Source organism: Oerskovia sp. 140933 (assembly GCF_059651515.1).
This window is the reverse complement of sequence record NZ_JAMXIO010000004.1, coordinates 62,515-87,133: the sequence shown is the minus strand read 5'-3', so window position 1 is coordinate 87,133 and position 24,619 is coordinate 62,515. Positions and strand designations below refer to the sequence as shown.

28 protein-coding genes are annotated in these 24,619 nt (G+C 74.2%); 14 read left to right on the top strand and 14 right to left on the bottom strand.

All coding sequences use genetic code 11. The features are described 5' to 3' along the window. The first annotated feature begins 32 nt into the window (after positions 1-32). The 4 genes from NHG27_RS03735 (at position 33) to NHG27_RS03720 (ending at position 3,890) form a co-directional block, all read left to right on the top strand. Positions 33-1,640 carry a SulP family inorganic anion transporter gene (locus NHG27_RS03735; RefSeq protein WP_497014788.1) on the top strand — a complete coding sequence of 536 codons (1,608 nt, stop codon included), beginning with the start codon at positions 33-35 and terminating at the stop codon, positions 1,638-1,640. A 156-nt stretch (positions 1,641-1,796) separates the two neighbouring features. Further along, positions 1,797-2,465 carry a GAP family protein gene (locus NHG27_RS03730; RefSeq protein ID WP_497014787.1) on the top strand — a complete coding sequence of 223 codons (669 nt, stop codon included), beginning with the start codon at positions 1,797-1,799 and terminating at the stop codon, positions 2,463-2,465. Between the two features lie 14 nt (positions 2,466-2,479). After that, entirely contained in the window at positions 2,480-2,998 is a 519-nt protein-coding gene (locus tag NHG27_RS03725; protein ID WP_193719676.1) for a Fur family transcriptional regulator, read from the top strand. Positions 2,999-3,428: 430 nt separating this feature from the next. Then, entirely contained in the window at positions 3,429-3,890 is a 462-nt protein-coding gene (locus tag NHG27_RS03720; RefSeq protein ID WP_193719675.1) for an HNH endonuclease, read from the top strand. 3 nt (positions 3,891-3,893) lie between these two features. Here NHG27_RS03720 and NHG27_RS03715 read toward each other — a convergent pair whose 3' ends face one another. Beyond that, positions 3,894-4,094 carry a hypothetical protein gene (locus NHG27_RS03715; protein WP_193719674.1) on the bottom strand — a complete coding sequence of 67 codons (201 nt, stop codon included), beginning with the start codon at positions 4,092-4,094 and terminating at the stop codon, positions 3,894-3,896. 198 nt (positions 4,095-4,292) lie between these two features. On the opposite strand from NHG27_RS03715, the gene NHG27_RS03710 reads away from it, so the two are divergent. Further along, positions 4,293-5,021: a PAS and ANTAR domain-containing protein gene (locus tag NHG27_RS03710; RefSeq protein ID WP_497014786.1), complete on the top strand. Its 729-nt coding sequence runs from the start codon at positions 4,293-4,295 to the stop codon at positions 5,019-5,021. 120 nt (positions 5,022-5,141) lie between these two features. On the opposite strand, the gene NHG27_RS03705 is transcribed toward NHG27_RS03710, so the two are convergent. The 3 genes from NHG27_RS03705 to NHG27_RS03695 all read right to left on the bottom strand — a co-directional run bounded on the left by NHG27_RS03705 (position 5,142) and on the right by NHG27_RS03695 (position 7,486). Then, positions 5,142-5,906: a GAF and ANTAR domain-containing protein gene (locus tag NHG27_RS03705; protein ID WP_497014785.1), complete on the bottom strand. Its 765-nt coding sequence runs from the start codon at positions 5,904-5,906 to the stop codon at positions 5,142-5,144. 137 nt (positions 5,907-6,043) lie between these two features. Further along, positions 6,044-6,460 (bottom strand): CBS domain-containing protein, encoded by a 417-nt coding sequence (locus tag NHG27_RS03700; RefSeq protein WP_193719671.1) that lies wholly within the window; start codon positions 6,458-6,460, stop codon positions 6,044-6,046. Between the two features lie 162 nt (positions 6,461-6,622). Next, positions 6,623-7,486, bottom strand: a complete 864-nt coding sequence (locus NHG27_RS03695; protein ID WP_497014784.1) for an SDR family oxidoreductase — start codon at positions 7,484-7,486, stop codon at positions 6,623-6,625. A gap of 223 nt (positions 7,487-7,709) precedes the next feature. On the opposite strand from NHG27_RS03695, the gene NHG27_RS03690 reads away from it, so the two are divergent. Continuing rightward, positions 7,710-9,539, top strand: a complete 1,830-nt coding sequence (locus NHG27_RS03690) for an FAD-dependent oxidoreductase (protein WP_497014783.1) — start codon at positions 7,710-7,712, stop codon at positions 9,537-9,539. 162 nt (positions 9,540-9,701) lie between these two features. On the opposite strand, the gene NHG27_RS03685 is transcribed toward NHG27_RS03690, so the two are convergent. After that, positions 9,702-10,454 (bottom strand): endonuclease/exonuclease/phosphatase family protein, encoded by a 753-nt coding sequence (locus NHG27_RS03685; protein WP_193719668.1) that lies wholly within the window; start codon positions 10,452-10,454, stop codon positions 9,702-9,704. A gap of 88 nt (positions 10,455-10,542) precedes the next feature. Here NHG27_RS03685 and NHG27_RS03680 point away from each other — a divergent pair, with 88 nt between their 5' ends. Beyond that, positions 10,543-11,163, top strand: a complete 621-nt coding sequence (locus NHG27_RS03680; RefSeq protein WP_193719667.1) for an L-threonylcarbamoyladenylate synthase — start codon at positions 10,543-10,545, stop codon at positions 11,161-11,163. Positions 11,164-11,187: 24 nt separating this feature from the next. Here the strand turns inward: NHG27_RS03680 and NHG27_RS03675 are convergent, their stop codons facing one another. Beyond that, the gene (locus tag NHG27_RS03675; RefSeq protein WP_193719666.1) at positions 11,188-11,391 is read right to left on the bottom strand and encodes a hypothetical protein; all 204 of its coding nucleotides are present in this window, start codon (positions 11,389-11,391) and stop codon (positions 11,188-11,190) included. Between the two features lie 193 nt (positions 11,392-11,584). Between NHG27_RS03675 and NHG27_RS03670 the strand changes: the two genes are divergently transcribed. Next, complete coding sequence (locus NHG27_RS03670) at positions 11,585-12,997, top strand: UTP--glucose-1-phosphate uridylyltransferase (protein ID WP_497014782.1); 1,413 nt, start codon at positions 11,585-11,587, stop codon at positions 12,995-12,997. Positions 12,998-13,163: 166 nt separating this feature from the next. Here NHG27_RS03670 and NHG27_RS03665 read toward each other — a convergent pair whose 3' ends face one another. After that, positions 13,164-13,835 (bottom strand): YigZ family protein, encoded by a 672-nt coding sequence (locus NHG27_RS03665; RefSeq protein ID WP_497014781.1) that lies wholly within the window; start codon positions 13,833-13,835, stop codon positions 13,164-13,166. A 93-nt stretch (positions 13,836-13,928) separates the two neighbouring features. Between NHG27_RS03665 and NHG27_RS03660 the strand changes: the two genes are divergently transcribed. Together NHG27_RS03660 and NHG27_RS03655 are read left to right on the top strand one after the other, a co-directional pair. Next, positions 13,929-15,143: a Fic family protein gene (locus NHG27_RS03660; RefSeq protein WP_497014780.1), complete on the top strand. Its 1,215-nt coding sequence runs from the start codon at positions 13,929-13,931 to the stop codon at positions 15,141-15,143. Between the two features lie 72 nt (positions 15,144-15,215). After that, entirely contained in the window at positions 15,216-15,869 is a 654-nt protein-coding gene (locus NHG27_RS03655; RefSeq protein ID WP_497014779.1) for a tyrosine-type recombinase/integrase, read from the top strand. Here the strand turns inward: NHG27_RS03655 and NHG27_RS03650 are convergent. The 7 genes from NHG27_RS03650 to NHG27_RS03620 all read right to left on the bottom strand — a co-directional run bounded on the left by NHG27_RS03650 (position 15,841) and on the right by NHG27_RS03620 (position 21,940). Continuing rightward, a complete protein-coding gene (locus NHG27_RS03650; RefSeq protein WP_497014778.1) occupies positions 15,841-16,356 on the bottom strand; it encodes a VOC family protein in 516 nt (171 codons plus the stop codon). The two genes, NHG27_RS03655 and NHG27_RS03650, sit on opposite strands and share 29 nt — an antisense overlap. A gap of 235 nt (positions 16,357-16,591) precedes the next feature. Continuing rightward, positions 16,592-17,149: a hypothetical protein gene (locus NHG27_RS03645; RefSeq protein ID WP_497014777.1), complete on the bottom strand. Its 558-nt coding sequence runs from the start codon at positions 17,147-17,149 to the stop codon at positions 16,592-16,594. Continuing rightward, complete coding sequence (locus tag NHG27_RS03640) at positions 17,146-18,483, bottom strand: DUF58 domain-containing protein (protein WP_497014776.1); 1,338 nt, start codon at positions 18,481-18,483, stop codon at positions 17,146-17,148. Before NHG27_RS03640 ends, NHG27_RS03645 begins: the two co-directional genes overlap by 4 nt. Then, complete coding sequence (locus tag NHG27_RS03635; RefSeq protein ID WP_497014775.1) at positions 18,480-19,469, bottom strand: AAA family ATPase; 990 nt, start codon at positions 19,467-19,469, stop codon at positions 18,480-18,482. The genes NHG27_RS03640 and NHG27_RS03635 overlap by 4 nt, the downstream gene beginning before the upstream one ends. A 25-nt stretch (positions 19,470-19,494) precedes the next feature. Further along, a complete protein-coding gene (locus NHG27_RS03630) occupies positions 19,495-20,007 on the bottom strand; it encodes a hypothetical protein (RefSeq protein WP_497014774.1) in 513 nt (170 codons plus the stop codon). Continuing rightward, the gene (locus NHG27_RS03625) at positions 20,004-20,771 is read right to left on the bottom strand and encodes a DUF4129 domain-containing protein (protein ID WP_497014773.1); all 768 of its coding nucleotides are present in this window, start codon (positions 20,769-20,771) and stop codon (positions 20,004-20,006) included. The genes NHG27_RS03630 and NHG27_RS03625 overlap by 4 nt, the downstream gene beginning before the upstream one ends. Beyond that, positions 20,768-21,940: a DUF3866 family protein gene (locus tag NHG27_RS03620; RefSeq protein ID WP_193719656.1), complete on the bottom strand. Its 1,173-nt coding sequence runs from the start codon at positions 21,938-21,940 to the stop codon at positions 20,768-20,770. Before NHG27_RS03620 ends, NHG27_RS03625 begins: the two co-directional genes overlap by 4 nt. A 35-nt stretch (positions 21,941-21,975) precedes the next feature. Here NHG27_RS03620 and NHG27_RS03615 point away from each other — a divergent pair, with 35 nt between their 5' ends. The 4 genes from NHG27_RS03615 to tatA are packed head-to-tail and all read left to right on the top strand — an operon-like array spanning position 21,976 to position 24,608. Further along, positions 21,976-23,043 carry a helix-turn-helix transcriptional regulator gene (locus NHG27_RS03615; RefSeq protein WP_497014772.1) on the top strand — a complete coding sequence of 356 codons (1,068 nt, stop codon included), beginning with the start codon at positions 21,976-21,978 and terminating at the stop codon, positions 23,041-23,043. Further along, positions 23,036-24,028, top strand: coding sequence for a helix-turn-helix transcriptional regulator (locus tag NHG27_RS03610; protein ID WP_497014771.1), 993 nt, complete (start codon positions 23,036-23,038; stop codon positions 24,026-24,028). Before NHG27_RS03615 ends, NHG27_RS03610 begins: the two co-directional genes overlap by 8 nt. 10 nt (positions 24,029-24,038) lie before the next feature. Next, complete coding sequence (locus NHG27_RS03605; RefSeq protein WP_193719653.1) at positions 24,039-24,365, top strand: hypothetical protein; 327 nt, start codon at positions 24,039-24,041, stop codon at positions 24,363-24,365. A 45-nt stretch (positions 24,366-24,410) separates the two neighbouring features. After that, the gene (tatA, locus tag NHG27_RS03600; RefSeq protein ID WP_193719652.1) at positions 24,411-24,608 is read left to right on the top strand and encodes a Sec-independent protein translocase subunit TatA; all 198 of its coding nucleotides are present in this window, start codon (positions 24,411-24,413) and stop codon (positions 24,606-24,608) included. Positions 24,609-24,619: the final 11 nt, after the last annotated feature.

Genomic DNA, 24,619 nt, shown 5'->3' with positions numbered 1-24,619 from the left:
CCTACGCGACGATCGCGGGCGTCTCGCCCGTCGTGGGCCTGTACGCCGCGGTCCCCTCGCTGGTCCTCTACGCGGCGTTCGGCAGCTCGCGCCACCTGGTCGTGGGGCCCATGTCCGCGACCGCGGCCCTGTCCGCGAGCGTCGTCGCGGCCTTCGCGCCCGGCGACGACGCGGCGTTCGTCGCGCTGACCACGGCCGTCGCGCTCGTGACCGGCGTGCTGTGCCTCGTCGCGGGGATCGCCCGCCTGGGGTTCCTGGCCTCGTTCGTCTCCGAACCCGTGCTCAAGGGCTTCATCGTGGGCCTGGCCCTGACGATCGTCATCGGGCAGGTGCCCGCGCTGCTGGGCGTCGACAAGGGCGAGGGGAACTTCTTCGAGAAGCTCTGGGCGATCCTCACCGAGCTCGGCACCGCGCACCCCCTGACCGTCGTCCTGGGGCTCGGATCGCTCGCCGCGGTGCTCGCGATCAAGCGCTGGCTGCCCAGGGTGCCCGGCTCGCTCGTCGTGGTCGGGGCCGGGATCGCCCTGGTCCTGCTGCTCGGGCTCGACGACGACGGCGTCGACGTCGTCGGCCCCATCCAGGCCGGTCTCCCCACGCTCGGCCTGCCGACCGGCGTCGACTGGACCACGTACACCGACCTGATCGGGCCCGCCGCGGGCGTCATGCTCGTGGGCTTCGCCGAGGCGCTGGGCGCCGCCAAGGCGTACGCGTCGCGCGAGGGCTACGACATCGACGCCGACCGCGAGCTCGTCGGCATGGGCGCCGCGAACCTCGGCTCGGGCCTCGCGTCCGGGATGGTCGTCAACGGCAGCCTGTCCAAGACCGCGGTCAACGGCGGAGCGGGGGCCCAGAGCCAGGTCTCGGGCCTCGTCGCGGCCGCCCTGACCCTCCTGACCCTGCTGTTCCTCACGCCCGTGTTCGAGTCGCTGCCCGAGGCCACCCTCGCGGCCGTCGTCATCGGGGCCGTGGTCGAGCTCGTCGACGTCGCGGCGCTGCGCCGCCTCTACCGCCTCGCGACCCCACGCAGCACGGCCCTGTACGGGGGCGCGGCCCGGCACGACTTCTGGGCGGCGCTCGCGGCCATGGTCGGCGTCCTGGTGTTCGACACCCTGCCCGGCCTGGTGCTCGGGATCGTGCTCTCGCTGTTCCTGCTCCTGGGGCGGGCCTCGCGCCCGCACGTGGCCGTGCTCGTGCGCAGCCCGCACGGCGTGTGGGTCGACCGCGCGCGCCGCGTGGCCACGGGCAAGGACGGGGGCCAGGGCGTCGAGGGGGCGCTCGTGGTGCGTGTCGAGTCGGGCCTGTTCTTCGCCAACGCCAACGCCGACACCGTGCGCGCGGCCGTCCGGCGCCTGGCCGCCGACGCGTCGCCCCGGGTCGTGGTCCTCGACGCGGAGACCGTGCCGTTCGTCGACGTCGAGGCCGCCGAGATGCTCGCCACGCTGCGCCGCGACCTGGACCGCACGGGCGCGCGGCTCGTGCTGGCCCGGGACGTGGGCCAGGTGCGCGACGTGCTGCGCGGCGCCGTCGGGCCCGACGACCTGCCCCCCACGTACCCCGACGTCGACACCGCCCTGCGCGACCTCCTGCCGACCGCTCCCGGGCGCGTCGGCCCGGCCCAGGCGGACGCGCCGCCCGCCTGAGGCCCGACGGCGCCGCCCACCCCGCGCGGCCACCGCCGCCCTCGCGCGCGGTCCGCCGGGCCCGGCACTACGGTCGGGGTGACCGGCCCGCGGGCAGCCCGCAGCGCCGGGGACACGACGCCCCACCCGGGGCGCCGCACGACGGAAGGAAGTGCCGTGGGCCCAGCCATCGGTCAGTCCCTGCCCATCGCGGTCGGGGTCCTCATCAGCCCCATGCCGATCGTCGCGGTCGTGCTGATGCTCGTCAGCGCGAGGGCCAGGGCCAACGGCTTCGCGTTCCTGCTGGGGTGGATCGTGGGGATCGCGGCCCTCGGGACGATCGTGCTGCTCGTGGCCGGGGCCGCGACGCCCGCCGCGGGCGGGCCGCCGGCCTGGGCGAGCGTCGTGAAGATCCTCCTGGGCGTGCTCCTGCTGCTCCTCGCCGTCACGCAGTGGCGCGGGCGCCCGCGCGCCGGCACGACCCCCGCGACACCGAGGTGGATGACCGCGATCGACGCCTTCACGCCCGCCAAGGCGTTCGGCCTCGCCGTCCTGCTCGGTGCGGTCAACCCCAAGAACCTGCTCCTCGTCGTGTCCGGGGCCGCGGCCATCGCCGCCGCGACCTCCCAGACCGGTGAGCAGCTCGGGGCGCTCGCGGTGTTCGTCGTCGTGGCGAGCCTCGGCGTCGCCGCCCCCCTCGTGATCTACCTGTCGATGGGCGAGCGCGCGGCCACGCTCCTCGACGGGCTCAAGACCTGGATGACCCGGAACAACGCCGTCATCATGGCCGTGCTGCTCGTGGTGCTCGGGGCCAAGATGGTCGGCGACGGGATCGCGGCGCTGTGAAGGGAGCGGAGGACATGACCGTGGACGACGCGACGGACAGGGGGACGGGACCCGGGCCGGGAGGCGACCGTCCCGGTCCCGGTCGGGTCGAGGAGGCCCTGGGGCTGCTGCGCTCGGGAGGGCACCGCGTGACCGAGGCCCGGCGCGCGGTCCTCGAGGTCCTCGCGACGGGGGAGGGGCACCCCAGCGCCGACGAGCTCTGCGCCCGGGTGCACGAACGCCACCCGGGCATCCACCGAGCGACCGTCTACCGCACGGTGGACCGGCTCACGACGCTGGGCGTGCTGACCCACGTGCACATCGGCGGCGGAGCCACCGCGTACCACCTCGCGGCGGGTTCCCCCGCCCGCGAGCACCTGCACGCGATCTGCGACGTGTGCGGTCGCATCATCGACCTGCCCGGCGACCTCCTGGACCCCGTCACCACGTGGCTCGCGACCGAGGCAGGCTTCACGCTGGCGCCCGCGCACGTCGCGCTGTCCGGCACGTGCGCGACGTGCCGGACCGCCTCCCACGTCCCGGACGGTCCGTGACCGCCCGGGCCCCGCCTCGCCGATCCTGCGGAAAACCCTTGCCCTCGCCCCGGGGGACCCCGCTACTGTGGTGCTCGTCCGGTCAGGAGACCGGTCGCCGCACGGCCCAGCCCGGGCGGCACCCCTCCTGGCCCGTTCTCATGAGGTGCCGCCCCGGCGGCCCGCACGAGCTGACGCACACGAGACCGCGCCACGGTGGTAGCGCGGCGAGCCAGGCACATGAACCTGGCCACGACGGGGACCCGTGGTGTGCGTGGAGGTCCCAAGTCGCCCGGACTGCAGTCGGGCGGCACCCCTGGAGAGGCATGTGCCAAGGATGGCGACGGAACGCACCAGCGTCCCGTGGGCGGGTTCGATTCCCGCCCTCTCCGCAGACGACGTGGGCGGTCGCGGGGCCTCACGGCTCCGGGCCGCAGACAGGAGCCGGTCGATGAGCGAGGTCCTCATCTACAACCTGGGTGGCGGGCAGGTCCTCGGCCGCGTCTCGCTCGGACACGCGATCCGCATGCTGCACCGGCGCGTCGCGGCCGTGCGCGAAGCGGTCGAGGGAGAGACGTTCGGCCCGTACCAGCGTCCCGTCTCGGTCGAGCTCGTCCGCTACGTCCACACCCGCTGGGTCTACGAGCGCACGGGCCGCGTCCCCTACTCGCGCGCCGCGCTGCTGCGCCGCGACCGGCACCGGTGCGCGTACTGCGGTCAGCCCGCGACGACCATGGACCACGTCGTGCCCCGCTGCCAGGGCGGCGCGACGACCTGGCTCAACGCCGTCGCGGCGTGCGAGCCGTGCAACTCCGCCAAGGCCGGGCGCACGCCCCAGGAGGCGGGCATGACCCTGCGCTCGCGGCCGTTCGAGCCCGTGCTCGCCGACGTCTACCCGCACGGGAAGCGCTGAGCCTCAGCGCTGCGGGGAGTTCTCGACCCGGATCGTGCCGTCCTGCTCGAGGACGAGCCGGTGCGGGTCGCCGTCCGCGAGGTTCAGCGCGTGCTCGAGCGCGACCTGCGGCACCTCGAGGGCCCAGTCGGGCAGGTAGCGGTGCGTGCGCAGCGCCTGCAGGATGGGGCCGGGCGGGATGCGGCGGGACGTCAGGTCGGACACGACCCCAGGATCGCACGGGCCCGGCCCGGTGGCGCGGTGCCCGGGTGCCCGGGGCCCGTCCTGCGGTCGGCCCCGGGGGCTGTGCCCGAGGGCCGGTGCAGGGTACTCGCTGGTTCTCCCGCTCGCAGCCGACTACGATGGGCCACCAAGGAGTCAGGAAGAGGCCCCTCGACACGCACGTGCTGAGAGCGAGCCCCCATGCCTACCGAACAGTCCCCCCGTCGACGCCGACGCGACCCGCTCGCCGAGGCGCTGAGCGTCGGGCGAGCCCATCCTGCCGGCCAGTACCGCGTCGACCTGCGGACCGGCGAGTGGTGGTGGTCCGAGGAGGTCTACCACCTGCACGGGCTGACCCCGGACGCCGCGGCGCCCAGCGCGGGCCTCCTGGCCTCCCACAAGCACCCCGACGACCGCGACACGGTCCTGCGCGAGCTCTCGGTCCTGCGCACGACGGGGCGCCCCTTCAGCTGCAGCCACCGGATCGTGGACGCCCGCGGCCGCACGAAGACCGTGACCGTCACGGGGCAGGGCCGGCGGGACGCCTCCGGGGCGGTCGTGGAGGTCATCGGCATGGTGATCGACACCTCGGCCGCGTACGAGGAGACGCTGCGGCGCGAGGTGACGCGCCAGGTCGCGGTCGGGCTCGAGGACCGCGCGGTCGTCGACCAGGCCAAGGGCGTCCTCATGGCCTCCCACGGGCTCGACCCGGACGGTGCGCTCGACCTGCTCGTCGTCCACGCGAGCGAGAGCAGCCGACGCCTGCCCGACGTGGCACGCGAGCTGATCGGTGCCCTGGCGGTCGAGGGGGGCCTGGGGGAGGACGCCAAGGAGCGCGTCGAGGCCCGTCTGGCGGCCCTCGAGCCGGGCAGCGTGACCCGCCTGGGAGGCGCACAGCTCTTCCGTCGCAAGGGCGCGCTCCCGGGCTGACCCGCCGGCCCCGCCGCCCCCCTCGCCGGGGTGACGGCGGGGGCCGGGGGCAGCGACGGCGCCGGACCCGGGGCGCTCACCCCGGGGCCGGCGCCGTTCGCCGTCCGCCGGACGGCCGCGCTACGGGACCGGCAGCTCGCGCGTCTCGACGACCTGCCGCGCGAGGTCGAAGAGCTTGACGTTCGAGTCCTGCGAGACGCGGCTCAGGACCGAGAAGGCGCGCTGGGGGGAGAGCTGGTAGCGCTCCATGAGGATGCCCTGCGCCTGGCCGATCACGGTGCGGGTCTGCACGGCGCTCGTGAGCTGCTCCTCGGTGCGTGCCGCGGTCAGGGCGGCTGCAGCGACCGCGGCGAACGTCGAGACGATCGACAGCGCGGTCGCGGGGAAGGCGCCCGTGGAGCGGGAGTACAGGTTCAGCGCGCCGTGCGACGTCTCGCTCGTGAAGAGCTGGACGCACAGCATCGAGCGCACGCCGAGCTCCTCCTGGACCTGGTCGGCCCAGGTCTGCCAGCGGGGCTCGGCCGCGAGGTCGTTGGTGCGCACCAGGTCGGTCTCACGGATCGCGTCGAGGCACGGCCCCTCGTTCAGCGCGTACTGGAGCTCGTCGCCGCGCCGGGCCAGCGCGTGGGAAGCCGCGGGGGTCTCGATCCGGCCCTTGCGGGTCACGAGGGAGATCCCTGCGGCGTCGCACCCGTCGACCATCGCGACCGCGAGCTCGACGGTGCGGTCGAGAGTCTCCTGGAGGGACGGTTCCTCGGCCAGCGTCCGGGCCGCGGAGGCGATCGAGGACTCGATGGCGGTGGCCGGGGTCGCCCCGGTGCCGTACTCGGCGCTCGTGGGGACGTCGAGGGCGTCGTCCTTCGTCTGCTGCAGATCCTGCGTCATCGTGCGTTCCCGTTCGTGCTCGGGGTGGGCGGTCTCCGGCGCACGAGCGCGCCGTTCCTCCACCTGTCGGGGACAACGCTACGCGGTCCGTGGGCGCTGCGGGGCCGTGCGTGCCCGGTGGTGCGCGGGGTCGCAGGTCAGGCGTCCTGGAGGTCGTCGTCGCGGGCGCCCACCGTGACCTGGCCGCGCTCGATCGCGGTGACCAGGTCGGAGAGCCGGACGATGCCCACGAGCTCTGCCCCGACCATGACGGGCAGGCGCAGCAGGGCGTGGCGCTCCATGATCCGCACGGCTTCGCGGGCCGGGTCCTGCGGGCTCAGCACCACCAGGTCCTCGGTGCAGAGGTCTCCGACGGGGTGGTCGGTCGAGGCGTCGGCGGCCAGCGCCCGCACGATGCTGCGGTCGGTGAGGATGCCGACGACGTCGCCGTCGTCCAGCACGACCGCGTCCCCCGAGTCGTCGTCGACCATGGCACGGGCCGCCTGGGCCACGGTCGCGGTCTGCTCGACCGTGGAGAACGTCGTGGACATGAGCTGCGCGATCGTCGTCGGCATCGTCGCCTCCGTGTTCCTGCGAACTTCCTGCGAACTTCCTCCGAGCGAGGTCGAGCCGCTCCTCGACCCGGCCTCCAGACTAGCCCCGGACGGCGCGGGAGGCGGTCCGGGGAGAGCCCGGTCCGGACCGCCTCCCGGAGGCGTCGAGGAGGGGTACGGCTGTCAGAAGACGGGCTTGCCGCCCGTGACGCCCAGGACCGTGCCCGAGACGTAGCTCGCGTCGGACGGCGAGGCGAGGAACACGAACGCGGGCGCCACCTCCGCGGGCTGCCCGGCGCGCCCCAGCGGGGTGTCGGTCCCGAACGCCTCGATCTTCTCGGGCGGCTGGGTCGCGGGCTGCAACGGGGTCCAGACGGGTCCCGGAGCCACGGCGTTGACCCGGATGCCGCGCACCCCCACCTCGGCTGCCAGGTTGACCGTGAAGTTGTTGATCGCGGCCTTGGTCGAGGCGTAGTCCAGGAGGGACGTGGACGGCTGGTAGGCCTGGATCGAGGAGACGTTGATGATCGATCCCCCCTCGCCCAGGTGCTCGAGCGCGGTCTGCGTGACCCAGAACAGCGCGTAGAGGTTGGTCTTGAGGACCTGGTCGAGGTCCTCGGTCGTCACGTCGGCGACGGACCCGCGCCGGGCCATCTGGAAGCCCGCGTTGTTCACGAGCACGTCCAGGCCGCCCAGCTGCTCGACGGCGCCGGTGACCGTCGCCCGCGAGGTCGCCTCCTCGCGCAGGTCCCCGGGCAGCAGCACGGCCGTGCGTCCCGCGTCGCGGACCCAGCGGGCGGTCTCCTCGGCGTCCTCCTGCTCCTGCGGCAGGTAGCCGATCGCGACGTCGGCGCCCTCGCGGGCGAACGCGATGGCGACCGCCCGCCCGATCCCGGAGTCGCCGCCCGTCACCAGGGCACGTAGACCCTCGAGCCGGCCCGACCCCCGGTAGGAGTGCTCCCCGTGGTCCGGCTGCGGGTCCATGGGGCTCGTGAGCCCAGGAGGCTCCTGCTGCTGCGCGGGGAAGGCGGGGTGCTGCTCGGCCATGTGGTTCTCCTTCTGACGGTCCGCCCGGGGACGGAGGTGGCGGCGGTGACGGCGCGGCGCGGAGGGGGTCCGGGGCCGTCACGGGTCTCGTCCACGCTAGGTCGGCGCTCGCGGCCTCGCAGCGTGGGGCGCCGTGCCGCACCGCGGGCCCGCGTCCCGGTGGCAGGATGAGCACCTGCCGGTCACGACGGGGTGCCGGCCGGCGGAACGAGGTGGCACACGCATGACCCAGGACGACGGGCACCACGCCCGGCAGGACACCGGTCGCGACGTCGACGTGCTCGTGGTCGGCTCGGGCTTCGGCGGGTCGGTCGCGGCCCTGCGCCTCACGGAGAAGGGGTACCGGGTCGCGGTCCTCGAGGCCGGGCGCCGTTTCGCGGACGAGGACTTCGCCGCGACCTCCTGGCACCTGCGCGACTTCCTGTGGGCGCCGCGCCTGGGCTGCCTCGGCATCCAGCGCGTGCACCGCCTGCGCGACGTCCTGGTCCTGGCCGGTGCCGGGGTGGGCGGCGGCTCGCTCGTCTACGCCAACACCCTGTACGAGCCGCTCGACGCGTTCTACACCGACCCCTCGTGGGGTCACCTGGCCGACTGGAAGGCCGAGCTCGCGCCGTACTACGACCAGGCGCGGCGCATGCTCGGCGTCGTCACCTACGCGGGCCGTACGCCCGCCGACGAGGCCATGGCCCAGGTCGCCCGCGAGATGGGCGTGGGGGACACGTTCACGCCCGCCCCCGTGGGCGTGCTCTTCGGCGCCCCGGGCGTCCCGGTGCCCGACCCGTTCTTCGGCGGTGCGGGGCCCGAGCGGCGCGGCTGCCTCGAGTGCGGGCAGTGCATGACCGGGTGCCGCCACGGCGCCAAGAACACCCTGGTCAAGAACTACCTGCACCTCGCCGAGGGTGGGGGCGCCACGATCCACCCCCTGACGACCGTGACCCGCATCGCCCCGCTGCCCGACGGGCGCTACGAGGTCACGGCCCGGCGCACGGACCGTCCCTTCGCCCGCACGCACCGATGGACCGCCGAGCACGTCGTCCTCGCCGCGGGGGCCCACGGCACGCAACGGCTCCTGCACGCCCAGCGCGACGCGGGCACCCTCCCGCACCTCTCCGAGCGCCTGGGGATGCTCACGCGCACCAACTCCGAGGCGCTCCTGGGCGCGACGGCCGACCGGCGCCCCACCGGTGCCCCCGTCCCCGACTACACGCGCGGCGTCGCCATCACGTCCTCGTTCCACCCGGACGCCCACACGCACGTCGAACCCGTGCGCTACGGCCGCGGGTCCAACGCCATGGCCCTCCTGCAGACCGTCCTCGTCACTCCCCGGGGCGCTCGCGGCCCGTCCACGGGTGGCGTCCCGGGGGAGGTGCCCGACGGCGCCGCGCACCCACGATCCTCGCCCTCGCCCCGGGGGTGGTTGCGCGAGCTGTGGGCCCAGCGTCGACGGCTGCCGGCCATGGTCGACCTGCGGGGCTGGTCCGAGCGGACCGTGATCGCCCTGGTCATGCAGAGCCACGACAACTCGCTGACGACGTACACGCGTCGGACGTGGACCGGGCGGCGCCGGATGACGTCGCGCCAGGGCCACGGCGCCCCGAACCCCGGCTGGATCCCCGCGGCGCACGAGGCCGCGAGGCGCTTGGCCCGGGTCATGGGCGGCTCACCGGGCGGGAGCATCGGGGAACCCTTCGGGATGCCGCTCACCGCACACTTCCTGGGCGGGTGCGCGATCGGCGCGTCCTCGGCGGACGGGGTCGTGGACGCCTACCAGCGGGTGTTCGGGCACGAGGGCCTGCACGTGCTCGACGGTGCGGCGGTGAGCGCGAACCTGGGCGTCAACCCGTCGCTCACGATCACGGCACAGGCCGAGCGGGCCCTGGCTCTGTGGCCGAACCGCGGCGAGGCCGACCAGCGGCCGCCGCTCGGCAGCGCCTACCGGCGGCTGGCCCCAGTGGCACCCCGTGCCCCGCGGGTCCCGGAGTCCGCCCCGGCGGCCCTGCGCCTTCCGGTGGTCCGGATCACCTCCGGGGAGAGGGAGGCGACGGGGCGTTGACCTCCGGCGAGGTGCCCTGGCCCCACGGGCGGGCGAGAAGTCGAACGCCTGTTCGAGGGATTCTGCCGCTCGACGACTCGTGCGTCGAACAGGTGTTCGAGTGATCGCTCTCGGGGCGCCTTGACGTGTCGAACACCTGTTCGATGCGATGCTCGTGGGAGGTCAGGCGCCGCCCGGCCCGTCGAGCTCGACGTCGACGACGAGCGCCCGGTGGTCCGACAACCCCGTGTCGACCGCCCGGCCCGGCGCGAGCGGCCGGACCTCGCCGTCCGCCAGCACGTGGTCGATCTGTAGCATCGGGTGAGCCACCGGGTACGACCGTGCGACCACCAGAGGGCTCCACCCCGTGACGATCGCCGGGGTCTCCGAGCGCAGGTTCAGGTCACCCAGCAGCACGAGCGGCCGCGGCGCGCCCTCCAGCCCCCGCGCCAGCCGCTCCAGCTGGTGCTCACCCCACCCGTCGAGGAAGCTCAGGTGCGTCGCGACCACGGTCAGGCGGCCCTGCGGCGTCGCGACCACCGCCACGACCGCGGTCCGCGGCTCGTCCCACCCCCACCGCAGACGCCGACCCCCAGCCCCTCGGGGCAGCGGCCGCCACCACGGGCGGCGCGGCAGCGGCAGCGTGCGCCACTCCAGCACCGGGAAACGCGACAGCAGCGCCACCCCGTACTGAGACCGCCCGCTCGCCCCCCACCGGTCCAGCGTCGGCGCGAAGCGCACGTCGACCGCACCCATGGCCTCTGCCGCCACCCGGGCGAGGTCGGCCCGCCCCGAACGGCGCTGGTTGCGGTCCACCTCCTGCAGCGCGAGGACGTCCGCGTCGAGGTCCGCCACCGCACGGGCGAAACGGTCCACGTCCACGACGTCGTCCGCCGTGGACCGACCGTGCAGGATGTTGAAGGTCGCAAGTCGCATCGCACCGATTCTGCCCCCACCCCGGGAGCGCCGCCCACCGTCGGGCCCGCGCCCTGCACCCCCGGCCACGCAGGCCTAGGCTCACGCCATGGCCAAGTACTTCGACGTGCACCCCGTCGACCCCCAGCCCCGCGCGATCGACCAGATCGTCACGCTCCTGCGCGACGACGCCCTCATCGCCTACCCCACCGACTCCTGCTACGCGCTCGGCGCCCGGATCGGCTCCCACAGCGCCACCCAGCGCATCCGCGACATCCGCCATCTCGGCGACAAGCACCACTTCACCCTCGTGTGCGCCGACTTCGCCCAGCTCGGGCAGCTCGTCAAGATCGACAACGCCGCCTTCCGCGCCATCAAGGCCTCCACCCCCGGCAGCTACACCTTCATCCTGCCCGCGACCGCAGAGGTCCCTCGACGCCTCGCGCACCCCAAGAAGAAGACCGTCGGCGTCCGCATCCCCGACCACGCCGTCACCCAGGCCATCCTGCGCGCCCTCGGCGAACCCCTGCTGTCCAGCACCCTCCTCCTGCCCGGCGAGGACGAACCCATGACCCAGGGCTGGGAGATCAAGGAAGCGCTCGACCACCAGGTCGACGCCGTCGTCGACTCCGGGGACTGCGGCACCGAACCCACCACCGTCGTCGACTTCTCCTCCGGCAGCGCCGAGGTCGTCCGCGTCGGCGCCGGCGACCCCACCCGCTTCGAGTAGCCCCGCCCGTCCGGGCCGACCCCCTCAGGACCCCCCGGCCCCCTGCACCGGACCCGTCCCCGGACCCTTCCCCGGCCACCCGATGTCGATCTCCGGCAAGAACTCCCGCAGATCGAGCACCAGCGCCAGGTCCCGCAGCACCCGCACCGCATCCTCCTTGGTGACCAGGCTCGCGTCCGACTCGACGTGATCAGCCACCTGGGTGAGCAACGCCGTCGAGATCTTCACGCGATCCCGGTGCGAGACAGGCCCGCTCACCACGCCCGCCCCCGCACCCGTCCAGCCCCGCCCCCAGGAACGCACCCCAGCATCGTCATGCCGCCGAGCGTAGGGGCGCCGCACCGCACAGGTCCATGCCCCGTGACCGACACCCCACCGCCCGACCGGCACGACCAGCCCCACCCGCCCTAGCATCGACACCATGAGCAGCCAGGGCCTCACCCACTCCCAGCACAAGATGGCCGACGCCGGCGTCCACCGCACCGCGATCGACGTCTTCAGCCGCTTCTACGAACTCCTCGACAGCGGCGCCACGGGCACCGTCCCCGAGACGGACGTCCGACCCCTCACCGGCGTCACCCATCGCGACGACCTCACCGTCGCCCCCGACGACGCCAACGCCGCCCTCTCCCGCACCGTCCTCATCAAGCTCAACGGCGGCCTCGGCACCTCCATGGGCATGGACCGCGCCAAGTCCCTCCTGACCGTGCGCGACACCGACGACGGTGCACTCACCTTCCTCGACATCATCGCCCGCCAGACCCTCTCCGCCCGCTCCACGACCGGCGCGCCCCTCCCGCTGCTCTTCATGAACAGCTTCCGCACCCGCGACGACACGCTCGCGGCGCTCGCGGCCTACCCGGACCTCGCGGTCGACGGCCTGCCCCTGGACTTCCTGCAGAACCGCGAGCCCAAGCTGCGCGCGGACGACCTCGAGCCCGTGGAGTGGCCCGCGGACCCCGACCTCGAGTGGTGCCCGCCGGGCCACGGGGACCTCTACACGGCCCTGGTCACGTCGGGGGTGCTCCAGCAGCTCCTCGACGCGGGCTACCTGTACGCGAGCGTGTCCAACTCCGACAACCTCGGGGCGGCCCCCGACGCGGCGATGGCGGGCTGGTTCGCGGCGTCGGGAGCCCCGTTCGCGGCCGAGGTGGCTCGCCGGACCCCTGCGGACCGCAAGGGCGGCCACCTGGTGGTGCGGCGCTCGGACGGTCGGCTGGTGCTGCGCGAGACCGCGCAGACGCCGCAGGAGGACCTCGCCGCGGCGGGGGACATCGAGCGTCACCGGTACTTCAACACGAACAACCTGTGGCTCGACCTGCGGGCGCTGGCCGCCGAGCTCGACCGGACCGGGGGAGTCCTCGAGCTGCCGCTCATCGTCAACCCCAAGACGGTCGACCCGACCGACGCGTCGTCGACGCCGGTGATCCAGGTCGAGTCCGCGATGGGCGCGGCGATCGAGGTCTTCGAGGGCTCGACCGTCATCGAGGTCGACCGCAGCCGCTTCCTGCCGGTCAAGGCCACGAGCGACCTGCTCCTGCTGCGCTCCGACGTGTACGAGCTGGGGGAGGACTTCACGCTCGCGGCCCAGGTCGGGGCACCGCTCGTCGACCTCGACAGCACGTATTACAAGCTCGTCGGGGACTTCGACGCGCGGTTCGGCCGCGGGGCGCCCTCGTTGCGGGGCGCGTCGGGGCTCACGGTGCGGGGCGACTGGACGTTCGGCCGGGATGTGGTGGCCGAGGGGAGCGCGGTCCTGCAGGACGCGGGAGAGCCCTCGACCGTCCCGGACGGCGCGCGCGTGGGGCCCGAGGGCATCGTCGGCACGGTCTGACGCGTGCCCTGCCGCGGACCGCTCGGCGTCGTCGCGCTCGGACCTCCTGGCGGCCCCCCAGGGTGCTGACACGCCCTGGGGGGCCGCGAGACGCCGTCGGGCGGTTGCTGGTGCCCGACGGCGCCGCGCGGCCGGGAAGGGGCCCTCGCCGGGCGCACGGAGGGTCTCAGGCGGGGACGTCGACGATGCGGCTGTCCCCCACCGCGGGGGAGAGGGTGCCGCTCGACGCCGACGCGACGTCGGCGTCGAGCGCCCCGAGCCGTGCCGGCGGGACCAGGAGGCGGAAGACGGCGGACCCCGCGTAGTCGGTGCCCTCGAGGACCGCGCCGTGGGTCTGGCACCACTCGTGCAGGACGTTGCTCATCCGGCCCGCGTCCGCGTGCGGGACCTCGACCGTGACCTCGACCATGATCTCGCGGCGCAGCATCGGGGCCATGTCGAGGGTCTCGCTCACGGCGTTCGAGTAGGCCCGCACGAGCCCTCCCGCGCCGAGCAGGACCCCGCCGAAGTAGCGCGTGACGACCGCGACGACGTCGGTCACGTGACGGTGCCGCAGGACCTCGAGCATGGGGATGCCGGCCGTCCCCGACGGCTCGCCGTCGTCGCTCGACCGCTGCTGGTCGGCGTGCGTCCCCACGACGAGCGCCGTGCAGTGGTGCCGGGCGTCCCAGTGCTCCTTGCGGACGCGAGCGATCACCGCCTCGGCGTCCGCGACGGACGTGACGGGGTGCAGGAGCGTGATGAACCGCGACTTCTTGACCACGAGCTCGTGCTCGACGGGTCGGGCGACGGTCGAGGGGAGCGGCGCGCGCTCGGGGGAGAACGGGGCGGAGGACATCGTCGGCCAGCCTAGCCAACCTGGACTTGTGGTGGCGCAAGTCCAGGTTAGGGGGCATAACCTTGACGTGAAGAGCGACAAGGAAGGGTTGTCATGACGGACGAAGGTGCCGGGAGGGCCGCTCCGGCGGGTGTCACGTGGCCGCCGCACGGTGCCGAGGTCAGGCCGTGGGCGTCGGCCTCGCGCGGTCCGCGCGAGGACCGCATGCTGCGCGAGATCACGGTGTCGTTGCCACCCCTGATCGCGGACCTCGCCTACGTCCCGTCGGCCGAGGAGGCCGCAGACATCGAGCGGGCCGCGGTCGACATCACCCGGCTCGACGCGGTCCACGGGCCCGTGCTCTCGTCGTTCGCGACGTTCCTGCTGCGCACCGAGGCGGTCGCCTCGTCGCGGATCGAGCGTCACGACGCGAGCCTGGCCGACCTGGCCAGGGCGACGATCGGCATGAAGGCAGGGAAGGACGCCCAGGTCACGGTCGCCGCCGCCCGGGCGGTGTCCCGGCTCGTCGACGCCGCGGGCAGCGCGGGGGTGATCGAGCTCGAGGACCTCCTGGCGGCTCACCGGACGCTCCTCAAGGACGACCCGCTCGACGGGCCCACCGCGGGCAGCCTCAGGACGGTGCAGAACTGGATCGGCGGGTCCGACTGGTCGCCACGCGGGGCGGTGCACGTGCCCCCGCCGCCCGAGCTCGTGCCCGGGTACATGGAGGACCTGATCGTCTTCCTGGGGCGCGAGGACCTCCCTGCCGTGGCGCAGGCGGCCATTGCGCACGCCCAGTTCGAGTCCATCCACCCGTTCACCGACGGCAACGGGCGGATCGGCCGCGCTCTGATCGGGGCCGTGTGGCGGCGGCGTGGGCTCGCCCCGACGCTGGTCGTCCCGGTCGCCTCGGCCATGCTGGCCGACACGGGGGAGTACTTCTCCCGCGTCAACGCCTACCGGGACGGGCAGGTCGCACAGTTCGTGCGGTACCTGGCGACCAGCGCCTCGGCTGCTGCGCGCGAGGCCCGGATCTCCGCCGACAACCTCTCCGAGCTGCCGGCGGCGTGGCGGGGGGAGGTGCGCCCGCGGGCAGGTTCGGCGGCGGCGGCGATCCTGGACAGGTTGCTGGACCACCCGGTGCTCGACGGGGACCTCGCCCGGCAGGTCGCCGGGACCTCGTCGGCGGCCGCCTACGAGGCGCTCCACCGGCTGACCGAGGCAGGGGTGCTGTCGCAGCTCTCGACGTCCCAGCGGCACGGGGTGTGGGCGGCCACCGAGGTGCTGGGCGAGATCGACGACCTCACGCGTCGCCTGCGGGAAGGCTGATCGACGGAGGCGTCCGACGGCTCATCGTCGTCGCCTCTTGGAAAGAGTGTGCCAAGCGGATAGGTTCGCTCCATGGTCACCGACGACACCGACTCACCGCAGGACGCCTCGACAGCCGAGGAGGCCCCGCAGGAGGAGGCCCATGCGCTCGCCCCGCGCTACCCCCGCCCACCGGTCACGCGCGACGAGGCCGAGTGGGTCTGGCGCGAGCTGTCGGTCGGAGCCATGCACGACGCGACCAAGCCGGAGCTGGTGCGTCTGGCGGTCGTCGTCGGGCTGACGCGCGCGACCGGGGCCCGGTACTCGGACCTGCTGCGGTGCACGGTCGACTCCCTGGACCTCGGGCCCGTCGGCGCGCAGGTGGGGGAGGGGGGCGTCGTCGTCCAGCACGGCAAGCACAGGACGGTGCGCGTGCACCGCCTCGAGCCGGGCGTCGTCATGGTCCTGCGCCGCTGGTTGGACGTCCGGGAGGACCTCTGCGCCGAGCTCGAGGGCTCGGTACCGCGCGCGCTGCTCCTGACGGTCCACCACACGCACGACAACGGGGTGACCGTGGCGAGCGGCCTGCCCATCACCAAGCAGGGGCTGGTGCTGTCCTGGCGCAGGTTCGTGCAGCGCACCAACGCGCGCTACGGCGGGGTGCGCCCGCCGCTGCCGACGCGCTTCGAGCAGGTCCGCCGGGCCTGGCACGCGGACGTCACGGACGAGGCCGTGTCGCCCGGGTAGTGCCGCGAGGAGACGGCCCGACGGCGTCGCTCACCCTGTGGGCCCGGCCTGCGCGGGGGAGCGGGGAGGGGCGGGGGGAGAGCTCCTGGAACACCGTGACCTGCAGGCCCGCGGGCGCCTCGAGCCGCGCGTTGAGCGAGTCCCACGGCGTGCGGACGGGTGGGGCGAGGAGGGTGGCGCCGCCGTCGACGAGGTCGGACGTGACCGACGCGGCGTCGGTGACCTCGAACGCGACGCGCAGTCGGGGGGCGACCTGCCGGCCCACCTCGACGTCGTCGATCATGCGCTTCTGTGCGGGGTTGGCGATCTCCAGGGTGGCGCGGCCGGCGTCGAGGATCGCGACCTCGGCGTCACCCTCGCCGCTGTACGCCTCGAGCTGGGGGAGGCCCAGCGTGTCGCGGTAGAAGGCGAGCGCCGCCTCGTAGTCCTCCGCCTCGACCACGAGACGGAGCTGCAGGACGGGGGGACGTGCGTCGGTGTCGGTCATGGGTCCACGGTAGCCAGAGGTCGATCATCTGCTTCCGTTGTTCGAGGAATAAATAGTGTGCCAAGCGTCGAGACGACACCACGCCAGTCAGTTGTTCGACTCACCGAACAGCCCAGAAGGACAGGGGCGAGGGGAAAGGCCCCGGACCGAGGGGCCGGGGCCTTTCGTCGAGGGAGCTGATCGGACCTGAGACGTCAGCGAGGGCGCGCTCGGGGACCGCGGGCCGAAGGACCCGTCACGGCCACCAGGAGCGTGGGACCGTGAGAGCGACGAGGCCAGCCAGGGCGACGGCCGCCACGACCAGGAAGAGCCCGCTCCCGTCGAGCGTGGTCGCCGCGTACCCGACCAGGGCGAGGCCCTGGCTCACGGCCTGGACCGCTCCCGCACGTCGCAGGTCCAGCAGGAGGACGGAGCGCTCGACGCGACCCGCTGGGGGGACGCGCGCGACCCACCAGGACGCTCGCAGCACGGTGTGCGCGAGAGGGAGGAGCAGGAAGACCACGGGCGAGAACGCCGTGTCCGCCCCGAGCATCGCGGCACCGCCGGCGAACAGGACGAGCTGGGGGACCGGGGTGTGCGGGCGGACGAGGACGACCACCGTCAGGAGCACGCCCACCACCACGCCGCCCACCGGCGACGGGACCAGGCCGTGCACCGCGAGGACGCCGAACAGGAACGTCGCAGCGGCCAGGACCACCCGCAGGTGCCTCCCCGAGACGGTGGGCCCCGTGTCCACCTCGTTCGCAGGAGGGCCGTGGGGCTCGTCCGACCGGTCGACGGACAGTGCGCTCATGGGGTCACCCCTCGCTGGCTGTGGCGTTGCCGTCGAGCGGCGAGCTCGAGGGCGGACCGTGCCCCGCCCGGCCCGGAGGACGCGGCGCTCCACCGGACCACCACGACCCCTTCCCGTCGGACGGCCTCGAGCCGCTGCTCGCGCTCGAGGCGGGTGATGCGCCAGGCCAGGGCGGCGCCGGGCTCGTCCCGGGGGACCTCCACGGTCGGCAGGATGTCGACCGCGACCACCGGGTGTCCTGTGGCGCGCCACGTCTGGGCGATCGTGGCGCTCTCGTCGTCGAGGAAGGTCGAGAACATGTACACGAGCGCGCCCGCTGGGATCTGCGGAGGACGCATGCGACGACGGGGCTCGCCCACGGGGTGCGCGAGCGCGAGCGCGTGGACGATCCGCTGGAGCTGACGCTTGCCCGCGGCCGGCGGGAGAGGGCTGCGGACCCAGCCGAGGTCCTCGAAACCCACCCGGTCACCGCCGTCCAGCGCGGTCTGCGCGACCGAGGCTGCGGCATGGCGGGCGATGTCCAGCGACGTCGCCCGGTCCATCGGCAGCGGGCCACGTCCGCGCCAGGTCGTCACGTCCGGACCCACCTCGTCGCGCGAGTCCAGCACCAGCACGACGGTCGCCTCTGCCGTCGCCTGGGTCCGCCGGACGTACAGCGTCTCGAGCCCGGGGGACCGGCGCGCCGTGGCGCGCCAGTCGATGCGGCGCAGCCGGTCACCGGGAGCGAACGGGTGGATGTCCCGGAGCTCGGTACCGTCCCCCAGCCGACGCGTCGTGTGCGGGCCGGTGAGCCCCGCGAGCTGTCGCGGCAGGGGGAGCAGGCCGAGGGGGCGGGCGGTGGGCAGCACGAGCGTCCCCGGCGCCTGGACCGCGTCCGGGACGGACTCGAAGGCGCCCTCCGGCCCCACCCCGACGTGGTCGACCCTGAACATGCGGTGCGGCCCCGTGCGTGCCGAGTGCGTCGTCAGGTCGAGGGTCCTGGTCCGGTCGACGAGGACCGTGACGTCCGCGTCCGCGTTCCCGGGGCTGGTGACGCGCAGACGGACCGGTGTGGCGTCGTCGGGCACGTCGAGGCGCAGCCGCGCCCGCAGCTCCCCCGGCCGCCGACCCGCGGCGTCCGTCGGGACGAACGTCGCGACGACGCCCTCGCCCCGTGGACGGGTCGTCCACCCCCAGGCCGCCCCGAGCAGGGCGGGTGCGCCGAGCACGGCGACGTCCGCGCGCCCGGCGAGGAGGCCGGTCGTGAGGAGCACCAGGCCCAGCACCACGCCGCCGGCCAGGCTCGTGGTCTGCTGCCAGCTCGTCAGGCGCCCGGTCGTGGCGAGCGAGGTCATCGCGTCGTGCTGGCGACCGCAGCGGGGCCGGGCACGCGGTCGAGGATGGCTCGGACGATGGTCTGCGGCTGCGCGTTCGACGCCCAGGCCGTGGGGGTCAGGGTGAGCCGGTGCGCGAGCACGGGGACGGCGACCCGCTTGACGTCCTCCGGCAGCACGTAGTCCCGGCCGTCGAGGGCTGCGACGGCACGCGCGAGCAGGACGAGGTTCTGCGACCCGCGGGGCGAGGCGCCGACCTCGAGCTGAGAGTCCGTGCGCGTCGCCGCGACCAGGTCCACGCAGTACGTGAGCACGTCCGGGTCGACGTCGGTCGCCTCGACCCCGGCCTGCATCGCGAGCACGGTCCGTGCGTCGACGACCTGACGGACGTCGGCCTGCTCCTGGCGACGGTCGAGACGACGGCGCAGGACCTCGCGCTCGTCGTCGCGGCCCGGGTACCCGACGCCGAGACGCACCATGAAGCGGTCGAGCTGCGCCTCGGGCAGCGGGTAGGTGCCCTCGTACTCGACCGGGTTCGACGTCGCGAGCACGTGGAACGGGCGCTGCAGCGGGTACGTGCTGCCCTCGATCGAGACCTGCCGCTCGGCCATGGCCTCCAGGAGCGCGGACTGCGTCTTGGGCGCCGTGCGGTTGATCTCGTCCGCCAGGAAGACGCCCGTGAAGACGGGGCCCGGGCGGAACACGAACTCGGTCGTCGCCGGGTCGTAGACCGACGAGCCCGTGATGTCCGCGGGCAGCAGGTCCGGGGTGCACTGGAGTCGCGCGAAGTCCAGCCCCAGGGCGGTCGCGAGGCTGCGTGCGGCGAGCGTCTTGCCGAGCCCGGGCACGTCCTCGAAGAGCACGTGCCCGCCCGCGAGGATCGTGGCGAGCGCGAGCTCGAGCGAGTCGCGCATCCCGACGACGGCCGTGCCGACCTCGTCGAGGATGCGGCGGCCGTGCGCGGCCACCTCGGGGATGCTGAGCGCGGGGGCAGGGGAGTCCGTCATCGGGTTCGCCTCTCGGTGCGGGTGGCTACGGGGTGGGTACGTGGTGGCTGCTTGCGGGGGCGTCGGCCAGTGCCTCGACCGCGCTCACCCAGGTCCGCAGGACGTTGATGGTCGGCGGGCGGGTGTCGGACGTCATCTGCCGGTGCACCGTCGGACCGAGCCTCTCGGCGGCCGCCTCGGCCTGCGCGGGGTCGGTGCTGAACAGGTCGATGCCCTCGTCCGCGAGCGCCCTGGCCGCGAGCGCCCGGACGCGTCGGTGTGCGCGTTCGCTGACGCGTCCGTGGGAGCCGTGCATGGCCCAGGTGAGCTCGGAGAGGTCTCGGCGGGCGCCGTCGCGGTTGACGTCGGGGAGCGCGTGGTGCTCGGCGTCGTACCCGGGGTCGGTGCGTCGGTAGAGGACGAGGAGGACGAGGGCGCTGGTGGTGAGGGCGAGGGTGTGGGGCAGGTCGAGGCCGAGGAGGGCGAGGAGGAGCCCGGCCGTGCCGAGGAACGCTGCGTGGGGGAGGAGCGTGCGGTCGGCGGTGATCCGGTGCTTCATGCCGTCTCTCCTCGCGTGTCCTGGGGGGTGCTGGTGTGGACGTCGTCGGGGAGGGGGTCGTCGTCGGGTGGGGTGAAGGCGATGGCGAGGCGTTCGAGGCAGTGGCGGGCGGTCTCGACGTCGTGGGGGGTGAGGTCGTGGGTGGTGAAGCGTGCGCGCTGGTAGAGGCCGAGGAGGGTGGTGACGGCGTCGGGGTCGGCGGGGGTGGCGTCGAGGACGGTCGTGGTGAACTCGGTGGGGGTCTGGGCGGGGTGCCTGCGGTGGCCGGTGTCCGCGGCGGCGTCCTCGAGCGCGATCCAGGCGGCGGTGACGGCGTCGCGGGGGGTGCCGGCGGTGTCGAGCAGGTGTCTGGCGTGCTTGACGCCTCGGCGGAGGGCGGGGAGCTGGACGTCGAGGGCGGGGATCGCGAGCGCGTCTCCTGCGGTGACGTGGTGGCGGGGGGTGCTGATCTCGGGGGGTTCGAGCCTGCGGCGGCGCAGGTAGACGATCGTGATGACGACGAGGGCGACGGCGACCACGAGGGCGAGGGCGGTCATGTACTGGCCGATGGTGAGGCCTGCGGCGCGGTCGTCGAGGCCTTCGCGGAGGAGCTCGACCTCCGGGGGGTGCTCGTCGACCGGGGGCGGGGGTGGTGGCGTGGAGGTGTCGGGTCCGCTGGAGAGCCACCCGGGGCGGTGGTAGGTCCAGCGGTTGCCTGCGGCGGCGCCGACGAGGACGAGAGCGATCAGGACGACGACACCCCCCAGTCGTGTCCGCTTGCTCATGCGGGTCGGTTCCTCTCGGCGTGGAGGCCTGCGGTGGCGGCGGCCAGGAAGGCGGCGGGGTCGTCGTCGAGCCCGCGGCCCATGGTGGACAGGCCGACGGGGGTGGTGCGCAGGGCGCTGAGGAGGGCGGCGTCGGCGTCGGCGTGGACGAGGCGGTGGCGCCCGTGGGGGGCGGCGAGCCGTGCGGCCTGCTCGGTGATGCGGGTGGTGAGGGTGGTCCCCCACCCGGGGAGGGCTTCGACGTCGGGGCTGGGGACGGGGACGACGACGTCGCTGGCCGCGAGCGCCACGCGGCCGTAGGCGGTCAGGGAGTGGTGGGAGATGCCGAGGTGGCGGTCGCGGGGGTCTGCGCCGGAGACGCGCAGGGAGGCGACGGGGAGGCCGCCGAGGGTGGCGGTGGCGTTGAGGGCTTCGCCGGCGGCGACGCCGGAGAAGCCCCAGCGGGTGCCGGTGCCGAGGTTGCCGGGGCCCTGGGTGACGATGGTGAGGTCTGCGCCGGTGACGTGGCGTGCGGCGAGGAGCCCGGTGTGGACGGTGACGGCCTCGTGGTCGCCGCCGTAGGCCTGGCCGACGGTGAGGCAGGTGTGGAGCCATCCTGCGTCGCGCAGGCCGGCGACGGTGCGGGAGAACGCGGCGGGCAGGGCGCCGCCGTCGGTCATGACGTAGGCGATGCGGGGGGCGGGGCGTCCGTCCTGGGCGGCGGCGAGGCGGGCGCCGGCGACGATGGCGGGCAGCGCGGAGTGGAGGTCGGCGACGACGACGGGCATGCCGTGGAGGTCGTCGGCGTCGCGCAGGGTGTCGTGGTGGGGGGACTCCTGCTCGTCGACGCCGAGGACGAGGGCTTGCAGGGGGGTGTAGCGGGCCTTGACGAGGTGGCCGGGGCCGGGCGCCGGGTCGGTGGGGAGCGCGTCGGGGAGGGCGACGACGAGGGCGTAGCCGCCGGTCCCGAGGCCGCGGGCGAGGGCGCTGACGTTGAGGAGGACCTGGTCGCCTTCCTGGGGGTCGCCGACGACCTGCGTGTAGGCGAGGGCGCGCACGGTGCGGGGGCGTTCCTCGGCGCCTGGGGCGGCCGTGGAGGGCAGGGGGTGGTCGAGCTCGACGGTCAGCTCCTGCGCGCCTTGCCAGGCTCGGCCGCGGGAGATCACCCTTGCTGTACGCCACGTCATCACACGGGTGAGGATAGCGTTCGTTAGCGTGGGTGCCGATGCCTGATCAGACGAGTCAACCAGTCAACCCTGCCGCGAGGCTTCTGAACCTCGTGATCGCCCTCGTGAACACGAGCGTGTCGATGACGAAGCAGCAGATCCGCACGAGCGTCGCGGGGTACGCCGACGCGCCGTCCCCGGAGGCGTTCGAGCGCATGTTCGAGCGCGACAAGGACTCGTTGCGCGACCTGGGGATACCGATCGTGACGGTCGACGCCGGGGGGCACAGCGACGACGTCGGGTACCGGATCGACCAGGACGCGTACGCGCTGCCTGCGGTGGACCTGACCCCGGCGGAGTTCGGGGTGCTGTCCCTGGCGGCGCAGTTCTGGCAGGACAAGACGTTGCGCACGGACATCTCGCGCGCCCTGACGAAGCTGCGGGCCGCGGGCGCGGGGGAGGTCGCGAACGACGCGGTCGCGGGGCTGGCTCCGCGGGTGCGGGCCGTGGGCGACGCGTACGGGCCGCTGCTCGACGCGATCGACGCCCTGCGGGTCGTGTCGTTCACGTACCGGGCGGCGTCGACGGGCGAGGTGCGGACGCGCACGGTCGAGCCGTGGCGGATCGCGGCCCGGCGGGGCGGCTGGTACCTGCTCGGGTTCGACCGCGAGCGCCTGGCGCCGCGTGCGTACCGGTTGAGCCGGATCGAGGGCAGGGTGCGGCTGCTGGGCCGCGGGGGGGCTTTCACGATCCCGGACGGGGTGGACGTGGACGCGTTGCTGGGGGCGAGGGCGGGCACGGAGCAGGAGGCGCGGTTGGCGATCGGGCCGGAGCGTGCCGAGGCGTTGCGGGCCCGTGGGCGCAGCGACGGCGACGGTGCGGGCGCGGGTCCGCGTGCGGACGGGCGGGACGTGGTGCACGTGACGTTCACGAACCCGCACGCGTTCGCGGACGAGATCGCGGGGTACGGCGACGCGGTCGTGGTGCTGAGCCCTGCGGAGCTGCGTGACGCGGTCGTGCGCCGGCTGCGGTCCGCGGCGGCTCTGGGGCGGCCGCCTGTCGCGGTGGCCGGTCAGGTCGGGTCCGACGAGCAGGGTTCGACGAGCACGGAGGAGCAGCGTGGCTGAGCGCGCGGACGACCGGTTGGTGCGGCTGCTGGGCATCGTGTCCTACCTGGACGGTGCGGGCGGGGTGCCCGTGGAGGAGCTCGCGGCCCGGTTCGGGGTGTCGACGCGCCAGATCGTTGAGGACGTCGACGCCCTGTGGGTGTCCGGCACCCCGGGGTACTGGCCGGACGACCTGATCGACTTCGACGCGGACTCCCTGGAGCGGGGCGTGGTGCGGCTCACGGAGGCGCGCGGCATGACGCGTCCCCTGCGGCTGGGGACGCGGGAGGCGGTGGCGCTCATCGCGGCGCTGCGCGCCATGGGGGAGACCCCGGCGGTGCGCTCGGACCGGGCGCGGGCCGACGTCGTCGCGTCCGTCCTGGACAAGCTCACGGGCGCGACGGGCGAGGCCGCGGCGGCCCTGGACGTGCGGCTGTCTCCCGACGGCGCCCCCGAGGTCGTGGCCGCGGTGTCGTCGGCGCTGGCGAACCGGCACCGGCTGCGCGTGCGGTACGTGACGAGCTCCGACGTCGTGTCCGAGCGCGAGATCGACCCCGTGGCCCTGCACACCCAGGACGCGTACTCCTACCTCCTCGCGTGGTGCCACCGGGCGCAGGGGCAGCGCACGTTCCGGCTCGACCGGCTCCTGGCCGCGACCGAGCTCGACGTGCCCGCGGGCGAGCACGACCTGCCGACCGAGGTCGACTTCACGCCCACGGGCGACGCACCGCTGGCGACGATCACGTTCGCGAGCCCGGCGCGCTGGGTCGCGGAGCAGGTCCCCGTGGAGAAGGTCCGCAACCTGCCCGACGGCGCGTTCGAGGTGTCCTTGCGCGTCACCAACCCGGTGTGGTTGCGCCGCCTGCTCCTCGAGCACGCCCGCCACGTCCTGGCGGTCACGCCCCAGGAGGTCGCCGACGACGTCGCGCAGGCTGCGAGCGCCGCCCTGGCCGCGTACGGGCACGAGTTCGAGGACCCGGCCCCGGGCGCGCCGTCCGCGAACTAGGCTGGACGGCATGTGGTTCACCATCTGGTCGGTCCTGGTCGTCGGCACGCTCGTCGGCGCGTTCTTCCTGGGGCGCGACCTGTGGCGCAAGGCGAAGGCGCTCCTGCGGCAGGTGTCGGAGGCGTCGGTCGTGATGGACCGGTTCGCGCAGCGGACCGACGAGATCACGGCGGCCCTGCAGGCTTCCCAGCCCAGCACGGCGCCCACCCTGTTCGACGACCCGGAGCCGCTGCGCGAGCGCGTGGAGGAGCTGCGGGAGCAGCGCGCCGAGCGTCGGGCGCTGCGCAGGACACGCAACCAGGAGACGTGGGTCCGGTGGCGCCGATTCAACGCGTAGGATCTGCGACAACAAGACTTGCGTCCGACTCCGAGGAGCCATCTCATGGGCATGCTGAAGCCCTGGCACATCATCGTCCTTCTTGTCGTCGTGCTGCTCCTGTTCGGGGCGAAGCGACTTCCTGACCTGGCGCGCAGCGTGGGCCAGTCGCTCAAGATCTTCAAGAGCGAGGTCAAGGACCTGCGCGACGACGACAAGCCCGCGGAGCCTGCCGTCAAGGATGACGACGCCCCCAAGGCCTGACCCGTGGCCGG

Coding starts and splice junctions, on each gene's coding strand:
- NHG27_RS03725 (WP_193719676.1), top strand. CDS start 2,480: ATGACCGTGGACGACGCGACGGACAGGGGGACGGGACCCGGGCCGGGA.
- NHG27_RS03720 (WP_193719675.1), top strand. CDS start 3,429: ATGAGCGAGGTCCTCATCTACAACCTGGGTGGCGGGCAGGTCCTCGGC.
- NHG27_RS03710 (WP_497014786.1), top strand. CDS start 4,293: ATGCCTACCGAACAGTCCCCCCGTCGACGCCGACGCGACCCGCTCGCC.
- NHG27_RS03705 (WP_497014785.1), bottom strand. CDS start 5,906: ATGACGCAGGATCTGCAGCAGACGAAGGACGACGCCCTCGACGTCCCC.
- NHG27_RS03700 (WP_193719671.1), bottom strand. CDS start 6,460: ATGCCGACGACGATCGCGCAGCTCATGTCCACGACGTTCTCCACGGTC.
- NHG27_RS03695 (WP_497014784.1), bottom strand. CDS start 7,486: ATGGCCGAGCAGCACCCCGCCTTCCCCGCGCAGCAGCAGGAGCCTCCT.
- NHG27_RS03690 (WP_497014783.1), top strand. CDS start 7,710: ATGACCCAGGACGACGGGCACCACGCCCGGCAGGACACCGGTCGCGAC.
- NHG27_RS03685 (WP_193719668.1), bottom strand. CDS start 10,454: ATGCGACTTGCGACCTTCAACATCCTGCACGGTCGGTCCACGGCGGAC.
- NHG27_RS03680 (WP_193719667.1), top strand. CDS start 10,543: ATGGCCAAGTACTTCGACGTGCACCCCGTCGACCCCCAGCCCCGCGCG.
- NHG27_RS03670 (WP_497014782.1), top strand. CDS start 11,585: ATGAGCAGCCAGGGCCTCACCCACTCCCAGCACAAGATGGCCGACGCC.
- NHG27_RS03665 (WP_497014781.1), bottom strand. CDS start 13,835: ATGTCCTCCGCCCCGTTCTCCCCCGAGCGCGCGCCGCTCCCCTCGACC.
- NHG27_RS03660 (WP_497014780.1), top strand. CDS start 13,929: ATGACGGACGAAGGTGCCGGGAGGGCCGCTCCGGCGGGTGTCACGTGG.
- NHG27_RS03655 (WP_497014779.1), top strand. CDS start 15,216: ATGGTCACCGACGACACCGACTCACCGCAGGACGCCTCGACAGCCGAG.
- NHG27_RS03650 (WP_497014778.1), bottom strand. CDS start 16,356: ATGACCGACACCGACGCACGTCCCCCCGTCCTGCAGCTCCGTCTCGTG.
- NHG27_RS03645 (WP_497014777.1), bottom strand. CDS start 17,149: ATGAGCGCACTGTCCGTCGACCGGTCGGACGAGCCCCACGGCCCTCCT.
- NHG27_RS03640 (WP_497014776.1), bottom strand. CDS start 18,483: ATGACCTCGCTCGCCACGACCGGGCGCCTGACGAGCTGGCAGCAGACC.
- NHG27_RS03635 (WP_497014775.1), bottom strand. CDS start 19,469: ATGACGGACTCCCCTGCCCCCGCGCTCAGCATCCCCGAGGTGGCCGCG.
- NHG27_RS03630 (WP_497014774.1), bottom strand. CDS start 20,007: ATGAAGCACCGGATCACCGCCGACCGCACGCTCCTCCCCCACGCAGCG.
- NHG27_RS03625 (WP_497014773.1), bottom strand. CDS start 20,771: ATGAGCAAGCGGACACGACTGGGGGGTGTCGTCGTCCTGATCGCTCTC.
- NHG27_RS03615 (WP_497014772.1), top strand. CDS start 21,976: ATGCCTGATCAGACGAGTCAACCAGTCAACCCTGCCGCGAGGCTTCTG.
- NHG27_RS03605 (WP_193719653.1), top strand. CDS start 24,039: ATGTGGTTCACCATCTGGTCGGTCCTGGTCGTCGGCACGCTCGTCGGC.
- tatA (WP_193719652.1), top strand. CDS start 24,411: ATGGGCATGCTGAAGCCCTGGCACATCATCGTCCTTCTTGTCGTCGTG.